The organism is Brevundimonas sp. M20 (assembly GCF_006547065.1).
GTDB lineage: Bacteria > Pseudomonadota > Alphaproteobacteria > Caulobacterales > Caulobacteraceae > Brevundimonas.
On record NZ_CP041243.1, the window covers coordinates 2263174 to 2278059 of the forward strand.

Here is a 14886-nt window from a genome sequence, read left to right on the forward strand (position 1 = left end):
ACGGAACGCCTCCTGAACGCTTCCGGTTGCCTGAAGGCTCCCGGGGCGGTGTCGGCAGGTGTGGGGAAACCGTTTTCCCAACTCCTCCCGGCCGCTCGCAAAGGAAAGCGGTCAAGCTCCTTTGGCGAACGCATACCAGAGCGTCAAGTGCGCAACGCCGCTTTTCCCCTCGGGGGAGAGCACGCGCGTTCGTTGCGGAAGTTTCAGGTTGAAAGCGTCAATTTCATGATGGTTCGGCGGAACGTTCGACCCTTTATGAGGGCGCACGGATGATCTTTTTGGAATATTGCACCGCACAATGGAATTTCATTCCACGGTTGTCGCGCGACCAGGACGACCCTGCCCGTTAATCACTATGAACAGGGTCATTCACACCAAACAGCGATCGGTTTTGACGTGACGTGAACCATCGCCCGCCTCCCGGCGCCGACGCGCCTGCGGGAGCGATCCGCCGCGCGAATACGCGATAATACGCAGTCGCGGAAACGGGCCTGCGCGAGGGTGCGGCGGATTGACGTGAATCGGGGGATCTCGGGGGCTGGCGGCCATCTTTTGAAGGAGATGGTGCCCGGGGGCGGATTCGAACCACCGACACGCGGATTTTCAATCCGCTGCTCTACCAACTGAGCTACCCGGGCGCCGCGCCGAAGCGAGGGAGCGGGGTCTATAGACAAGCCCATTCCCGGTGGCAAGCACCTCTGTCAGTCTTCTTTGAACGGACCGCGTTCGCCGTCATCCGTCGGCTCGTCGTTGCGCACCGGAATGGTGTAGCCGCCGGTGAACCAGCGCTGCAGGTCCACATCCGCGCAACGCTTGGAGCAGAAGGGTTTGTAATCAGGACTCGCGGGCGCGCGCGTGCAGATCGGACAGGTCGCCATGGTCACTCGGCCTCAATGGAAAAGACGCCCGGCCCCGCCGCGGCGTCGATCTTCAGATGGGCCCGGGGCCCCAGTTCCGCCACCAGCGGCCCGGTGAGAGTCGCCAGCTCCGGACCGCAATGCAGGCTGATCCGCGCCCGCCCCGTATCCTCCAGCATCGCCGACCTCAAACGACGCACCGCCTCCTGCGCCAGCTGGACCGGACGCAGACGTCGCGCCGCCGGATCGGCGTACAGCACCTCCTCCAGCGGGGTCTCGCGCCAGGGCAGGGACAGCATCAGCACCCCGAACCGGTTCACCGGCCCGATCACCACCGCCGGATCGCCGCCGAAGGCCGCCTTCGCCGCCTTCAGAATCATCTGGCCGTCATGCTGGCTTCCGATCAGGTCGATCGCGACCAGCCCGCCCCAGCGATTCAGCCGGATCAGCCGCGCCGCCTCTTTCAGGGCCAGACGATTCGTCTCGTCCCTCGGCCGGGCGCGTCCCATGTCGTGGGCGTTCAGGTCCACATCGACGGTGATCATCGCCCGCGTGCGCTGGACGTGGACCAGCCCGCCCGGCACGGCGGCGGGCGCCTGCGCCTCGTCCATCGCGCGCCGGCCGGCCTCGATGGCCTCGCGTCCGGTGATGATCCCGGCGCCGGGGGCCAGCCGCTCCAGCGTCTGTGTCAGCGTCGGCCCGGCGGCCAAAAGACGGACATCCCCCTGCCCTGCCGCGATCCAGCGCGCGACCGGCGCCTTCTGTTCGCGCCGTTCGGCGGTGATCTCGACCTCGACCTTGGCCCCGACCGGCGCGGAAATCCCGCCCTTCAGCGGCATGAAGGCCTCATGCCCCCCGCCCACATCGATAAAGGCGCCCTTCAGGCCCGGCGCGGACTGCCGCACCCGCCCGACCGAACGCGCGCCCAGCCGCGTCTGCGGGACGTCGTCGGCTCTCTCTATGTATATGTGTTCGGCGCGGCCGTTCCGTTCGACCACCGCCCGCAGCTCGCCGGGCGTGTCATCGAGGAAGACCTCGACCGTCACGGCTTCCAGCCCACGCCGGTCAGCAGGTTGACGCTCTCATACAGCGGCAGGCCCATCACGGCCGGATAGCTGCCGACGAGACGGGTCACGAAGGCCCCGGCCCGGCCCTGGATGCCATAGCCCCCGGCCTTGCCCTTCCATTCGCCCGACGCGATGTAGTCGGCGATCTCGGCGTCGGACAGGACCTTGAAGGTCACGCGGGTCTCCACGACCCGATGGCGCACCTGCCCGCCCTTGGCCACGGCCACGCCGGTATAGACCCGGTGCCCCCGTCCCGAGAGCAGCTTCAGAAAGCGCACGCATTCCGCCTCATCGGCGGCCTTTTCGAGGAAGCGGCGGCCCACGGACACCACGGTGTCGGCGGCCAGAACCACGGCCTCTGGCGCGCGCTCGGCGACCACCTGCGCCTTGCCGATGGCCAGACGCGCGGCGAGGCGCGGCGGCGTCTCCCCGGCCAGCGGGGTCTCATCGATGTCGGCGGGCTCGATTCGGTCGGGCTTGATCCCGACCAGCGCCAGCAATTCCACGCGGCGCGGACTGGCCGAAGCCAGCACCAGTTCAGGACGCGACAACGCGCGCGTCCCTTACTTGAAGCGGTAGGTGATACGGCCCTTGGTCAGGTCGTAGGGGGTCATTTCGACCAGCACCTTGTCGCCTGCCAGCACGCGGATGCGGTTCTTGCGCATCTTGCCCGCGGTGTGGGCGATGATTTCGTGGTCGTTCTCAAGCGTCACGCGGAACGTCGCGTTCGGCAGCAGTTCGCTGACGACGCCGGGAAACTCGAGCAGTTCTTCCTTAGCCATGCGGCCTCTCACGCCCGTTGGATACGATTAAACGACGCGCGCCGGGCGGCAGCGCACGCCGAAGGAGCGGCCATATGCCTGAAAAAGGCGGGATAGTCGAGGCGTCGGCCGCTTCGCGACCAACGAGTGGCGAGTGGCGAGTGATTAGTGGTGAGTGGGACTGGTCGAACGAGTTGCGCACACCGGAGCAAGTCCAGGGCTCTGACACTCACCACTCGCCACTAATCACTCGCCGCTCCGGCGCGCAGCGCCGGGCGTCACCGCCGATACAGCGCCGTCACCAGGGTGAACAACCGACGCGCCGTCTCGTGATCGACGGTGATCTTGCCGTCCAGCCGCGATTTCAGCAGCTCGGCGCCTTCGTTGTGCAGACCCCGGCGGCCCATATCGACGGCCTCGATCTTGGACACGTCGGTCCCGCGCAGCACTTCGTAATAGCTGTCGCAGATGTCGATGTAGTCCTTGATGGTCTTGCTCAGCGGCGACATCGACAGGCCGTGGGCCTTCGCGAAGTGCGGCCCGGCGATGTCGAACACCAGCCGCCCGTCCTGTGACGACAGCTTCAGCGCATAAGGGCCGGTCTCGGCGCCCGCGGGCTCAAAGCTGTTCTTCTCCACCAGATCGAAGATGGCGACGCGCCGCTCGTGCTCGATCTCGGCCGAGGCCGCCGGCAGGGACGCGGCGTCCAGCGTGATCGAGGCCAGCCGATGGTCGCTCACCGGGGGGCCGCCCCGTTCGAGGTCCCGTTCAGCACCGCTTCCAGCGAGCCTTCCAGATGGGTCGGCGCCATCTTCGCGGGCCAGCGCTCCGACAGGTCGGTCAGCACCGCGTCCAGGCATTCCACGTCGATCCGCAGATCACCGCCGCCCGCGAACATCATGATGACCCGCCCGCCCGGCGCCTCGCCCGGCTCGAAATGCATGGCCAGCAGCTCCAGCGCCGTCTCCGGCCCGCGCGGCAGGCGACGGCTCTTGACCGAGACCACATCGCCGAACTGCATCGCCGCCATCACCCGGGTGCCGCCGCATTCCCAGCAGAACCGGCTCAGCGTCACCGTCAGCAGGCGCGCGCCGCGCTCCCAGACAATGTCCACCGGACGCATGATCGCATCCTGCAACGCCACCGAGATGATGCTCAGGTCATGGTCGTCCTCGGCCAGCAGGCGCAGGGGCTCCATCGGCGACTTGATCGCCTTTTCCTCCGCCGCGCCGTCGGCCTCAGTGCTCATGCGCCTCGCCCTTGATCCGCCGGATGTTCGCGCCACAGGCGCCCAGCTTCTCTTCCAAACGCTCGAAACCGCGATCCAGATGATAGACCCGGCCGACCGTGGTCTCACCCTGCGCGACAAGTCCGGCGATGACCAGACTCACCGAGGCCCGCAGATCGGTCGCCATCACCGGCGCGCCGTGCAGCACCTCGACGCCCTTCACCACCGCCTCGCCCGCGTGAACGTGAATGTCCGCGCCCAGTCGCGCCAGCTCCGGCGCATGCATGAAGCGGTTCTCGAAAATGGTCTCGCGGATGGTGCTTTCGCCCTCCGCGGTCGTCATCAGCGTCATGAACTGCGCCTGCAGGTCGGTGGCGAAGCCCGGATAGACCTCGGTTTCCAGATTCACCGCCTTCAGACGCTGCTTCGGATCACGCTTCACGATCACCCCGTCCTCGGTCGGGCTGATCTCGACGCCCGCGGCGACCATCTTCTCGGTCAGGGCGGTCATCAGCTCCGGGCGCGCCTTGGTCAGGCGCACCTCGCCCCCGGCCATGGCGGCCGCGACGGCGTATGAGCCCATCTCGATCCGGTCCGGAATCACCGACCACTCGGCGCCGCCCAGCGAGGTCACCCCGGTGATGGTCAGCACATCCGTGTCGATACCCTCGATCTTCGCGCCCATGGCGGTCAGGCAGCGGGCCAGGTCGCCGATCTCCGGCTCCCGCGCCGCCTTGCGCAGCACCGTCGTCCCGTTGGCCATCACGGCGGCCAGCAAGGCGTGCTCGGTCGCGCCGACCGAGACGAACGGGAACTCGATCTCGGCGCCCTGCAGACCGCGCGGCGCCCGGGCGGTGACATAGCCCTCGTCCAGTTCGATCTCGGCGCCCAGCGCGGTCAGGGCCTGCAGGTGCAGGTCCACCGGACGCGCCCCGATGGTGCAGCCGCCCGGCAGCGAGACCTTGGCCTCGCCCGTGCGCGCCAGCAGCGGCCCCAGCACGTTGAAGCTGGCCCGCATCTGGCGGACCAGATCATAGGGGGCGAAGGTCGAGCTGATGGTGCGGCCGTCGAACAGGGTCTCCTGCCCGTTCGCGCCGTCGCGCTCGGTCACTTCCACGCCCAGCGCCTGCAGCAGCTTGCCCAGGAATTTCGTGTCCGCCAGACGCGGCATATTGGTCAGCAGCAGCGGCTGATCCGTCAGGATCGAGGCGGCCATCAGCTTGAGGGCGGAATTCTTGGCGCCGCTGACGGGAATCACCCCGTTCAGCTGGGCGCCGCCGGTGATGGCGATGCTGTCCATGACGTCTCTTGAAGGCCGAAGCGGGGAGCTCCGGCGGATCGACTATCCTAGACCATTTTTGCTTCAGGTCGGCACGACCTGAATCCAAAAAATGGTCCGGAATTATGCTGAAGCGAAATCTGAGTTCAGTTGGGCGAGCCCAACTGAACCGATTTCGCTTTAGCGCGGTCGGATGGTCCTGTGAAAGGCCGCTCGAACGGTACGCGCGATGACATTCAATTGCTCGGTCTTGCGACCTTCGTCGCAACCTTGCGACGGCGCAGATTGTCCCGCAGCGCCTTGGCCAGACGCAGGGCCTTCTCGGCCTTTGCCCGCTCGGCCTCGACGGCCGGGCCAGACGGCGTCGTCACCTCGGCGGCGGCCTTCACCGGCGACTCAACCGGGGCCGAAGGAATGACCTCCGGGGCGGCTGCGGCTTCGGGAGCGATCGTGACGGGCTTGTCCATGACTCGGATCAGAGCCCGCGCCGCGCCCCGGCGCAAGACCCGGACACCGTTAACGCGGCGCCTTGTCCACCGCCCGGGCGCCCTCCGCCTGCCTCTGATCTCAAACTTTTCGCATCGGATTGGAAATAGAGCTTGGCCCCCGCCGCGACGTTGGCTATAGGGCCGCTTCCTCGGAAAGAGGCCGCCGTAGCTCAGTGGTAGAGCGCATCCTTGGTAAGGCTGAGGTCGTGGGTTCGATTCCCCCCGGCGGCACCATTCTGAAGTCAAAGGCCCGATCCTCCCGGATCGGGCCTTTTGCTTATTCGGGCCTTCCTCTTCGCTATCGTCATCCCGGCGAAGGCCGGGACCCAGCGGCGCCGCGACGGCGGCGAAACCCGCTCTCAAAGACACAGGCAGCGTTGCTCCCGACAGATTCGCGCGCCCGGGATGACGATAGCCACAGGGCGCACTGCGACACCTCGACCGCGACTCCTTCGCAAGTCCGTGCTACGCCACTGACCATGCTTCGGCGCGCGCAACTCCTGATGAACAAGCTGGGCCTTCTGGCCGTGCTGCTGTTCGCCATAGGCGCCGTCTGGCCGGCCGCTGCGGCTGTGGCCTGCGTCGAGCCGGTCGAGGCGTCCATACAGGCTGTTCAGGCTGAAGCCGCCTCCCCCTTCGCCCCACCGTGCGAGGACCCGGCCTGTGAGCATTGCGTCGGCGCCTGCGGCCATGGCTGCTGCCACGCCCCGCACGTCGCCTCGCCCCATACCCCCGCGACCGCCCTCAACCTGATGGCCCAGTCGCATGACGCCCTGCGCTGGGCGTCCTCGCCCGGCGCTCCGGTGCAGGCCGCCTACGGCCTCGAACGCCCTCCACGGGTCTGATCCGGCGCGTCCTTTAGCGGCGCGTCCTCCCTCATCCTGATCAGACATCCGGCCCGCGCCGGTCGCGCCTTCCTGAGCGCCCGCGGGTCAACCGAGGACACCCATGGCTACCCGCAAACACTGGCTGATGACCGGCGCCGCCGTCATCGCCGCGCTCGGCATCGGATTCGGCGCCGCCCGCCTGTTCGATTCGCCCTCCCCTGCCGCCGACTCCCACACCGAGGGCGAAGAAGGCCATTCCGACGAAGAGGCCCCCGAAGGCTTCGTCGCCCTGACCGAACAGGAGGCCGTCGCCGCCGGCGTCACCCTGACCGGGCTTCAGCGCGGCGGCGGCACGGAGCTTCGCCTGCCCGGCCACGTCTCTCTGGCGCCCGGCGCGGAAGCCCGCGTTGACGCCCCGCTCGCCGGGACGGTCACCGCCGTTCACGTCGGCCCCGGCGCCCGCGTGCGGCGCGGGACGGTGCTGGTCACCCTGCGCAGTCCCGAGGGCGCCGCCGCCCGGGCGGACGCCGACACCGCCGCCGCAGAGGCCGAGGCCGCCCGCGCCGCCCTGACCCGCGACGAGACCCTGTTCGAGCGCGGCTACATGCCCCGCGCCCGGCTGGACGTGACCCGCGCCGAGGCCCGGTCCGCCGAGGCCCGTCTGCGGTCGGCCCGCGCCCGTGTCGCCGCCTTCGGCAATCCGGGCAGCGACGGCGTCGTGGTCGTCCGCAGTCCCGCCGACGGGGTCGTCACCCGCCTGATCGCCGCCCCCGGCGTGACCCTGCATGAGGAGGCCCTGCAGGTGGCCGAGATCGCCGACACCGGCCGCGCCGAACTGGTCTTCGACGCCCCGCCGTCCGCCGCTCGTCTGCTGACCATCGGCTCGACCCTGCGCGCCGAGACCGCCGACGGCGCCGTGCTGCAGGCCGTCGTCGTCGCCGTCGCTCCGGCGACTCAAGGCGGCACCGCCACCATCCGCGCCACGGCCCAGGGCGCCGCGCCCGCGCCCGGCACGGTCCTGTCGGCCCGCCTGCCGGTCGGCGGCGGCAACGGCCTGACCGTCCCCGCCGACGCGGTCCAGACGGTCGAGGGCGTGACCTCGATCTTCGTGCGCGAAGGCGACGGCTTCCGCGCCCGCCCCGTCACCGTCGGCGCCACCGCCGGGGGCCGCACCGAGATCCTGTCGGGCCTGACCGGGTCCGAACGCATCGCCGGCGCCGGCGCCTTCGTGCTCAAGGCCGAACTGGCCAAGGGCGAAGCGGAGCATGGGCACTGATCATGCTGAACCGCATCATCGACGCCGCGGTCCGTCACCGCTGGCTGATCATCGTTCTGGCCGTCCTGTGGGCCGCCGTGGGCGCGCGCGAGCTCATGCGCCTGCCCATCGACGCCGTGCCGGACATCACCAACCGGCAGGTCCAGATCACCACCGTCGCCCCCGCTCTGGGGCCGGAGGAGGTCGAACGGCAGGTCACCTTCCCGCTGGAGACCGCGCTCAGCGGCATGCCGGGTCTGGTCGAGACCCGCTCCCTGTCGCGCCACGGCTTCTCCCAGATCACCGCCGTCTTCACCGACCGCACCGACATCTGGTTCGCCCGCAATCTCGTCAACGAGCGGCTTCAGGACGCCCGCGAGGACCTGCCCGGCGGCCTGACGCCGACCATGGGGCCGGTCGTCACCGGTCTGGGCGAGGTCTACATCTGGACGCTCGAACTCAAGGGGACCGCAGGCGACGAAGGGGTCCTCTACGTCACCCCCGAGGGTGAGCGGCTGACCACCGACGCCGAGAAGGCCACCTACCTCCGCACGGTTCAGGACTGGATCGTCGCGCCCCAGCTGCGCGGCGTCGACGGTGTCGCCGGGGTCGATGTTCAGGGCGGCTATGTGAAGGAGTACGCGGTCCATCCGGACCCGGCTCGCCTCGCCGCCTACGGCGTCGGTCTGGTCCAGCTGGTCGAGGCTCTGGAGCACGCCAACCGCATCGCCGGAGCCGGTTACGTCAACCGCGCCGGTGAAGCGTGGATCGTCCGCGCCGACGCCCGGATCCGCACGCTGGACGAGCTGGCGGCCACCCCGATCCTGAACCGCAACGGGCAGGTGGTCCGGGTCTCGGACGTGGCCGTGGTCGAGATCGGCCGCGCCCCTCGCCTCGGCTCCGCCAGCACCAACGGCCGTGAGACCGTCCTCGGCGCCGCCTTGATGTTGCAAGGCGAGAACTCCCGGGAAGTCGCGAAACACGTTGGAGAAAAGCTGGAAACCATCCAGCCCAGCCTGCCGCCCGGCGTGGTCATCGTCCCGGCGCTGGACCGCACGGCTCTGGTCGAGGCGACCATCGGCACGGTGGAGCACAACCTGGTCCTCGGCGCCGCTCTGGTCATCGCCGTGCTGTTCCTGGCGCTGGGCAATGTCCGGGCCGCCGTGATCACGGCGCTGGTCATTCCGCTGAGCTTCCTGTTCGCCGCGACGGCCATGAATCGCTTCGGCATCAGCGCCAATCTGCTGAGCCTCGGCGCGCTGGATTTCGGCCTGATCGTCGACGGCGCCGTGGTGGTGGTCGAGAACACCCTGCGGCGTCTTTCGCTGGAGCGGCAGCGGCTGAATCAACCATTGACCCTGAACCAGCGCCTCGGCGTCGCCGCGGCGGCGGCACGGGAGATGGCTCGCCCCGCCGCCTTCGGTCAGGCCATCATCCTGCTGGTCTACGCCCCCCTGCTGATGTTCGAGGGTGTGGAGGGCAAGATGTTCGGCCCGATGGCCGCTACCGTCATGCTGGCCCTTCTGGGGGCCTTCATCCTCAGCTTCACCTTCGTCCCGGCCCTGACCGCCATCTGGGTGCGCGAGCCGAAGGCCGGGCATGAGGACGGGGAGACGAAGATCAGCCGCGCCGTTCGCGACCGCTACGCACCCCTGCTGGGCATGGCCCTGCGGCGGCCCCGGCTGGTCATCGGCGGGGCTGTCGGCGCTCTGGCGGCGGGCGCCCTCGCCTTCGCCACTCTGGGCTCCGAATTCGTGCCCCAACTGGACGAGGGCGACATCCTCGTGCAGGCGCTGCGGGTCCCCTCGACCTCGCTGGAGCAGTCGCAGGCCATGCAATTTCGCGTCGAGACGACGCTGAAGGCCATGCCCGAGGTCCAGCGGGTCTTCACCCGCACCGGCACCGCCGAGGTGGCCTCGGACCCCATGCCGCCGTCCATCTCGGACACCTTCGTCATGCTGAAGGACCGCAAGGACTGGCCCGACCCGTCCCTGCCCAAGGCCGAACTGGTCGAACGGATGGAGGAGGCGCTCAGCCACCTGCCGGGCCAGACCTATGAGTTCACCCAACCCATCCAGATGCGGTTCAACGAGCTGATCGCCGGGGTCCGTTCGGACGTGGCGGTCAAGGTCTATGGCGACGACTTCGAGGCCATGACCCGCACCGCCGAGCAGGTCGCCGCCGTCCTCCGCCGGATCGACGGGGCCGCTGACGTCCGGGTGGAGCAGGTGTCGGGCCAGCCGACCCTGACCGCCCGCGTGGACCGCACCATCGCGGCGGCGCAGGGCATCCACGCCTCCGACGCCGCTGACGCCCTGGCCATCGGTCTGGCCGGTCAGGCGGCGGGTCAGGTGATGGAGGGCGACCGCCGGTTCGACGTGGTCGTCCGCCTCGACGACGCCCTGCGCAACGACCCCGTCGCCATGGCCCAGCTGCCGGTCATGCCCGAGGAGTCCGAGCCGGGCGCCCCGACCGTGCCCCTGTCGTCCGTCGCCCGTTTCGAGGCGGGGGAAGGCCCCAACCAGATCAGCCGCGAGAACGGCAAGCGCCGGATCATCGTGCAGGCCAACGTCCGGGGGCGGGATCTGGGCGGCTTCGTCGCCGAAGCCCGGAGGGAGGTGGCCGCCAATGTCCAGCCCGTCGCCGGCGGCTGGTTCGACTGGGGCGGTCAGTTCGAGAACCTCGAACGGGCCTCGACCCGCCTGGCCCTGATCGTGCCTCTGGTCTTCCTGACCATCGGCGCCCTGCTGTTCCTGGCCCTGCGCTCGCTCAGGGACGCGGCGCTGGTCTTCGCCGGGGTGCCTCTGGCCCTCGTCGGCGGAGCGCTGGCGCTGGCGGCCAGGGGGATGCCGCTGTCGATCTCGGCGGCGGTGGGCTTCATCGCGGTCTCCGGCGTCGCCACCCTGAACGGGCTGGTCCTGATGCAGGCCATCCAGCAGCGGCTGGCCGAGGGGGATACGCCACTGGAGGCCGCCCTGACCGGGGCGGTCAGCCGCCTGCGGGCGGTGTTGACCACGGCGCTGGTGGCCGTGCTGGGCTTCATCCCCATGGCGTTCGCCTGGGGACCGGGCGCGGAGGTCCAGAAGCCGCTGGCCACCGTGGTCATCGGCGGCCTGACCACGGCCACCGTCCTGACCCTGATCGTCCTGCCGCTGCTGGCGTCGCTGGGGCGCAGGACGGCAGGCTGAGAAGGCGGGAGGCCCGGTCCTCGGACCGGGCCTTCAGCACCTCAGTCGACCGTGCGTTCGTTCTGGTAGACCGGGCGATGGTTGCTCGGCGGGCCGCCGGGGCGGGCGACGCGGGACTCGAACTCGGCGGCCGCGTTCGGGTCGTAGCGGCCCGGGAAGACGTAGCCGCTGTCGCTGAAGTAGGGATAGCCGCCCAGCTGGCCCGAGCCATAGGGGTAGCCGTAGCCGCCGTAGAGACCGTTCTCGGTCTGGCGGTAGCTGAGGCTGAGGCGGGCGTTGTCGCCGACGGGCAGGGTCACCGCCATGCCGTAGTCGCGGTAGCCGCCGGTGCCGATTCCGGCGACGAACTCGCCGTGCATCTTGCGGTCATCGACCGGGCGGTCGGCCCGCTCGCGGGAATAGGGGGTCGCGTCCGGATCGCGGCTTTCCAGCCAGCGGTCGATCTGCTGGTCCGTGGTGAGGTTGTGCGGCCGGGCGGCCTGCCGGGCTGCGCCCTCGGCGGTCGGCGCGGCAGGCGCGGCGGCCACCGCCGTCAGGTCCACCGTGGTCGCCGGAGCGGTCGTCACGATCTCGTAGGGATCGCCGCCGGCCAGAGCCGCCGCGAATATGAGGGCCGAAATCATCATGCGCCTACTCCCTGTACAGGCCTACCCTAACCCTGATTGCGGCAAAGGTCAGGCGGTTCCGTCGCCCCGGTTCAAGGGGTCGCGCAGCGGCTGGCCTTCCGGCACGAATTCAAGCGCCACGGAGTTGATGCAGTAGCGCAGGCCGGTGGGCGGCGGGCCGTCGGGGAAGACGTGGCCCTGATGGCCGCCGCAGCGGGCGCAGACGGTCTCGGTCCGCACCATGCCGTAGCTGGTGTCGGTGATGGCCCTCACATGGCTTTCATCGACCGGCTGGGTGAAGCTGGGCCAGCCGGTGCCGCTTTCGAACTTGGTCCCCGCGCGGAACAGCGGCAGGCCGCATTCCCGGCAGCAGAAGACCCCGGCCCGCTTCTCGCCCAGCAGGACGCCGCAGAAGGGCGCCTCGGTGCCGTGGGACAGAAGGACCCGGGCCTCCTCGGCCGTCAGGTCCGCCTCGAGCCGCTCGCGCTCGGCCTCGGTCGGCGGGGTGAGGTCATATCCGGAGGGGGAGCGATGGGTGTCGGTCATGGGAGTCCAGATAGGAGGTGAAGGGTCGCGGCGCCAGCGCGGGATCACAGCATGCGAAGCCTGGGGCCGCGCTGGCCCGGGCGGTCGATCAGCAGGTCGGTGACGGCCCAGACCAGGGCGTCGGCGCGGTCCAGCGAGCCCTCGCCCAGTTCGGCGCCGAGCAGCATCAGTTCCTCCTCCAGCGCATCGAACAGACCGGCGTGCTTCACCCGGCCCTGTTCGTAGAGGGCGGCGACGGGTTCGGCGCGCAGCATCTTGCCTTTCGTGGCGCGGACGGTGCGGACCGGCAGGGGGCGATCAACGGCCTTGAGCACGGACGCGACCATGTCCCCGCCCTGATTGACCTCGGCCACGATGCAGGTCGCCCCGACCTCATGCGCGAGGGCCACGGCGCGGCGGGCCCATTCCTCGGGCGAGAGCCCGTGGGCGGACCGGTCAGCCAGAACCACCGCCTCGCGAACCCCGTCCGGGCGCAGGCGTGACGCGGCCGCGATGATGCCGCACGCGTCCCCCGTGGCGGTGGCCGGAGGGTCGATGGCGACGACGATCCGCTCGTAAGTGGCCGTACCGTCCTTCGGACTACTTGAGGGCGGTCGTCCTTCTGCCCCAAGGGGAGAAGGATGCTGTGTGTCGGGAGACCTCGCCAGCGCCATCATCGTCGCCGTGAACAGGGCGCCGTCGAGGTCGACGATCCTGCCGTCCAATTCCTGGGCTTCGCGGCGGGTGCCGCCGTAGAGGTCGCGCAGGCCCTCGATGAAGCCGGGCGCGAGGTGGGCGGCGTTGTCGGCGCTGCCCGCATGGGTCAGGGCGCAGGAAGCCTCGTCCTTGAGACGGATGAGGGCGCGCATGGGTCTGGGTGTGGTGGTGACGAGGAGGCGTGGGGGGTGTCGGAGGCGCGGACCAACCCCTCCACCATCCGTCGCCGGAGGCTCCGGATGGTCCCCCTCCCCACCTTCGGTGGAGAGGTGAGCGCAGGCGTAGCGTCCGGCGAACGGTGTGGGCTTCGACATACCGGCCGCGTCGGGTCGGGAGGTCCCCGAACGGGCCGACGGTCCGCGGCCCAAGGACAATGGCCCCGGCAACCGCAGCCCCATCCGGAGCAGGGCGAGCGTTTCGGCGGCGCCGCGGGCGCCGGTGGGGCGCCAGGCGCAGAATTCGTCGGCCCAGGCGGCGCTGAACTGGGGACCGCGCAGGCTGTCAGGGTCTTCGGCGGAGAAGGCGTAGGCGATGCAGCCGTTGGCGAATTTCAGGCGGCGGCGCGAGCTTTCGAAGACCGGACGGGTCTTCGCCGTCCAGCGCGGCAGGCTGCGGATACCCGAGACGCCCTCGATCATCACCTCGCGCACGTCGTGCAAGGTTGGACCGATCAGGGCCAGACGGCCGCCGGCGCCGAGGGCCTCGGCCTGATCGGCCAGCCACTCGGCGCCCGCCTGGGTCTTGCCCGCGCCGCGTCCGCCCAGAAACAGCCAGGTGCGCCAGGGCTCGCCGTTCGGCAGGGCCTCGGGCGGGGTCTGGGCCGGACGCAGATCGAGCGGCGGCGGGACCGGTTCGGGGTCAGGTTCTGACGGCGGGGGTTCGGCGGCGTCGCTGACGACGGGCTGGCCGCGATGACGGCGGCGCGCCTGCCAGAAGCGCAGGGCGATCATGCCGATGCGACCCAGACGGCCGAAATCCTCGACCCGCCCCTCACCGGCCGCGTCGGCCATGGTGGCCTCGATCGAGTCGAGGGTGGCGTCGGGATCGTCGGGATGGAAATGGAAGACCATCTCCTCACGCCGCTCCTCGCGCCGGAGGCGGCGTTCGGTCCTGGGGGGTGTGTCCGGGGTCGCGTTCATCCCGTGATTATCCCACGGTCCGGAAGGGGGTGATGACGTTTGACGCTGGCCCCGAGCCGAGGGGTTTCAGAACAAGAGGTTAGAGAGGGGGATTGCGCAGGCTGGGGCGACATCCGAACAGTGGTCATCCGCGTAAAAAACGCCCCACCTGAAAAAGAGGGGTCGGCTTTGAACCTTTGCCGTTCTGGCGACCTCTATCGAGCCGAGCAGATGACCGCCTGATGCCGTATGATTTGAGAGAAGCCTTGCGCCCGGAGACCGAACGCGCCGCCCACGAGCTGAACGCGGCGTACAAATTGGTCATCGCCGCCCGCCGGTGGCGGGCCCGACTGACGGATATCCTGAAACGTGACGGGGCGTCCGACAGCGACTTCTCGGTCCTGTATCATCTGGCGGCCGCGCCCACGGGCCTGAAGCAGGGCGAACTGGCGGAACGGATGGGCGTGAGGGGACCGACCCTGACGCGGCTGCTGGACGGACTGGAGGCCCGGGGCTGGGTCCGACGGGGCGAGATCATCGGCGACCGCCGGTTCAAGCTGATCAAATTGACCACGCTCGGCTGCGACACGGTGCGGGACCTGGACCCCCTGGCGCGGTCGCTCCGCGATCACATTTTCGACGGCTGCACGGACGAACAGATCATCGCGTTCCAGGCGATGCTGGACCGGATTCTGGAGCGCAGCGCCGCGGATTGAACGGGGCTCACTGCGCCGTGGGACCGCGAAATCCGACGGCGTCACCCGCCGCGCGACGGCGGCGAAGGATGTCAGACCAGTGATCGGCCAGCACCAGCAGTCCATGACGGCGATTGTCGTCAGGTTCGCTGACGGCCTCGGCGATCAACCGGGACATCTCGGCGCGGACTTCAGAAGGCGGTTTCAGCGGGGTCATGCGAGGGGAAGCCCCCGCCCCTGAGTCGGGTTTCAGCGGGACCGCAAAGAAAAGCCGTG

16 protein-coding genes and 2 tRNA genes are annotated in these 14886 nt (G+C 69.5%); 5 read left to right on the forward strand and 13 right to left on the reverse strand.

Annotated elements, in window-relative coordinates; translation table 11 throughout:
• Positions 1–562: 562 nt before the first annotated feature.
• The 9 genes from FKQ52_RS11105 to FKQ52_RS11145 all read right to left on the reverse strand — a co-directional run bounded on the left by FKQ52_RS11105 (position 563) and on the right by FKQ52_RS11145 (position 5659).
• Positions 563–638: transfer RNA gene (locus tag FKQ52_RS11105), tRNA-Phe, on the reverse strand.
• A 63-nt stretch (positions 639–701) separates the two neighbouring features.
• On the reverse strand, positions 702–878 hold the full coding sequence (locus FKQ52_RS11110) for a DNA gyrase inhibitor YacG (protein ID WP_141628334.1): 177 nt from the start codon (positions 876–878) through the stop codon (positions 702–704).
• Between the two features lie 2 nt (positions 879–880).
• Entirely contained in the window at positions 881–1903 is a 1023-nt protein-coding gene (locus tag FKQ52_RS16835; RefSeq protein ID WP_141627238.1) for a ribonuclease E/G, read from the reverse strand.
• A complete protein-coding gene (locus FKQ52_RS11120; RefSeq protein ID WP_141627239.1) occupies positions 1900–2475 on the reverse strand; it encodes a nucleoside triphosphate pyrophosphatase in 576 nt (191 codons plus the stop codon). Before FKQ52_RS11120 ends, FKQ52_RS16835 begins: the two co-directional genes overlap by 4 nt.
• Before the next feature lie 12 nt (positions 2476–2487).
• Positions 2488–2706, reverse strand: coding sequence for a translation initiation factor IF-1 (gene infA, locus FKQ52_RS11125; protein WP_003164348.1), 219 nt, complete (start codon positions 2704–2706; stop codon positions 2488–2490).
• 257 nt (positions 2707–2963) lie between these two features.
• Positions 2964–3425, reverse strand: coding sequence for a UPF0262 family protein (locus FKQ52_RS11130; protein ID WP_168196750.1), 462 nt, complete (start codon positions 3423–3425; stop codon positions 2964–2966).
• Positions 3422–3934: a DUF2948 family protein gene (locus tag FKQ52_RS11135; RefSeq protein ID WP_141627241.1), complete on the reverse strand. Its 513-nt coding sequence runs from the start codon at positions 3932–3934 to the stop codon at positions 3422–3424. The genes FKQ52_RS11130 and FKQ52_RS11135 overlap by 4 nt, the downstream gene beginning before the upstream one ends.
• Positions 3924–5213 carry a UDP-N-acetylglucosamine 1-carboxyvinyltransferase gene (gene murA, locus FKQ52_RS11140; RefSeq protein WP_141627242.1) on the reverse strand — a complete coding sequence of 430 codons (1290 nt, stop codon included), beginning with the start codon at positions 5211–5213 and terminating at the stop codon, positions 3924–3926. Before murA ends, FKQ52_RS11135 begins: the two co-directional genes overlap by 11 nt.
• 215 nt (positions 5214–5428) lie before the next feature.
• Positions 5429–5659, reverse strand: coding sequence for a hypothetical protein (locus tag FKQ52_RS11145; protein ID WP_141627243.1), 231 nt, complete (start codon positions 5657–5659; stop codon positions 5429–5431).
• Between the two features lie 180 nt (positions 5660–5839).
• On the opposite strand from FKQ52_RS11145, the gene FKQ52_RS11150 reads away from it, so the two are divergent.
• The 4 genes from FKQ52_RS11150 to FKQ52_RS11165 all read left to right on the forward strand — a co-directional run bounded on the left by FKQ52_RS11150 (position 5840) and on the right by FKQ52_RS11165 (position 10950).
• Positions 5840–5914: transfer RNA gene (locus tag FKQ52_RS11150), tRNA-Thr, on the forward strand.
• A gap of 269 nt (positions 5915–6183) precedes the next feature.
• Positions 6184–6525, forward strand: coding sequence for a hypothetical protein (locus FKQ52_RS11155; protein ID WP_141627244.1), 342 nt, complete (start codon positions 6184–6186; stop codon positions 6523–6525).
• Positions 6526–6628: 103 nt separating this feature from the next.
• The gene (locus tag FKQ52_RS11160) at positions 6629–7783 is read left to right on the forward strand and encodes an efflux RND transporter periplasmic adaptor subunit (RefSeq protein ID WP_141627245.1); all 1155 of its coding nucleotides are present in this window, start codon (positions 6629–6631) and stop codon (positions 7781–7783) included.
• A 2-nt stretch (positions 7784–7785) separates the two neighbouring features.
• Complete coding sequence (locus FKQ52_RS11165; RefSeq protein ID WP_141627246.1) at positions 7786–10950, forward strand: efflux RND transporter permease subunit; 3165 nt, start codon at positions 7786–7788, stop codon at positions 10948–10950.
• A 41-nt stretch (positions 10951–10991) separates the two neighbouring features.
• Here the strand turns inward: FKQ52_RS11165 and FKQ52_RS11170 are convergent, their stop codons facing one another.
• From FKQ52_RS11170 to FKQ52_RS16680, 3 genes are read right to left on the reverse strand one after another with little or no spacing between them, the layout of a single operon-like run.
• On the reverse strand, positions 10992–11576 hold the full coding sequence (locus FKQ52_RS11170; RefSeq protein WP_141627247.1) for a hypothetical protein: 585 nt from the start codon (positions 11574–11576) through the stop codon (positions 10992–10994).
• 48 nt (positions 11577–11624) lie between these two features.
• Positions 11625–12101 carry a peptide-methionine (R)-S-oxide reductase MsrB gene (gene msrB / locus FKQ52_RS11175; protein ID WP_141627248.1) on the reverse strand — a complete coding sequence of 159 codons (477 nt, stop codon included), beginning with the start codon at positions 12099–12101 and terminating at the stop codon, positions 11625–11627.
• Positions 12102–12145: 44 nt separating this feature from the next.
• Positions 12146–13936, reverse strand: coding sequence for a terminase large subunit domain-containing protein (locus tag FKQ52_RS16680; RefSeq protein WP_240811634.1), 1791 nt, complete (start codon positions 13934–13936; stop codon positions 12146–12148).
• Between the two features lie 245 nt (positions 13937–14181).
• On the opposite strand from FKQ52_RS16680, the gene FKQ52_RS11185 reads away from it, so the two are divergent.
• The gene (locus FKQ52_RS11185; RefSeq protein WP_168196840.1) at positions 14182–14631 is read left to right on the forward strand and encodes a MarR family winged helix-turn-helix transcriptional regulator; all 450 of its coding nucleotides are present in this window, start codon (positions 14182–14184) and stop codon (positions 14629–14631) included.
• Between the two features lie 7 nt (positions 14632–14638).
• On the opposite strand, the gene FKQ52_RS11190 is transcribed toward FKQ52_RS11185, so the two are convergent.
• Positions 14639–14827, reverse strand: coding sequence for a hypothetical protein (locus FKQ52_RS11190; protein WP_141627250.1), 189 nt, complete (start codon positions 14825–14827; stop codon positions 14639–14641).
• Positions 14828–14886: the final 59 nt, after the last annotated feature.

Coding starts and splice junctions, on each gene's coding strand:
- FKQ52_RS11110 (WP_141628334.1), bottom strand. CDS start 878: ATGGCGACCTGTCCGATCTGCACGCGCGCGCCCGCGAGTCCTGATTAC.
- infA (WP_003164348.1), bottom strand. CDS start 2,706: ATGGCTAAGGAAGAACTGCTCGAGTTTCCCGGCGTCGTCAGCGAACTG.
- FKQ52_RS11135 (WP_141627241.1), bottom strand. CDS start 3,934: ATGAGCACTGAGGCCGACGGCGCGGCGGAGGAAAAGGCGATCAAGTCG.
- murA (WP_141627242.1), bottom strand. CDS start 5,213: ATGGACAGCATCGCCATCACCGGCGGCGCCCAGCTGAACGGGGTGATT.
- FKQ52_RS11145 (WP_141627243.1), bottom strand. CDS start 5,659: ATGGACAAGCCCGTCACGATCGCTCCCGAAGCCGCAGCCGCCCCGGAG.
- FKQ52_RS11155 (WP_141627244.1), top strand. CDS start 6,184: ATGAACAAGCTGGGCCTTCTGGCCGTGCTGCTGTTCGCCATAGGCGCC.
- FKQ52_RS11160 (WP_141627245.1), top strand. CDS start 6,629: ATGGCTACCCGCAAACACTGGCTGATGACCGGCGCCGCCGTCATCGCC.
- FKQ52_RS11165 (WP_141627246.1), top strand. CDS start 7,786: ATGCTGAACCGCATCATCGACGCCGCGGTCCGTCACCGCTGGCTGATC.
- FKQ52_RS11170 (WP_141627247.1), bottom strand. CDS start 11,576: ATGATGATTTCGGCCCTCATATTCGCGGCGGCTCTGGCCGGCGGCGAT.
- msrB (WP_141627248.1), bottom strand. CDS start 12,101: ATGACCGACACCCATCGCTCCCCCTCCGGATATGACCTCACCCCGCCG.
- FKQ52_RS16680 (WP_240811634.1), bottom strand. CDS start 13,936: ATGAACGCGACCCCGGACACACCCCCCAGGACCGAACGCCGCCTCCGG.
- FKQ52_RS11190 (WP_141627250.1), bottom strand. CDS start 14,827: ATGACCCCGCTGAAACCGCCTTCTGAAGTCCGCGCCGAGATGTCCCGG.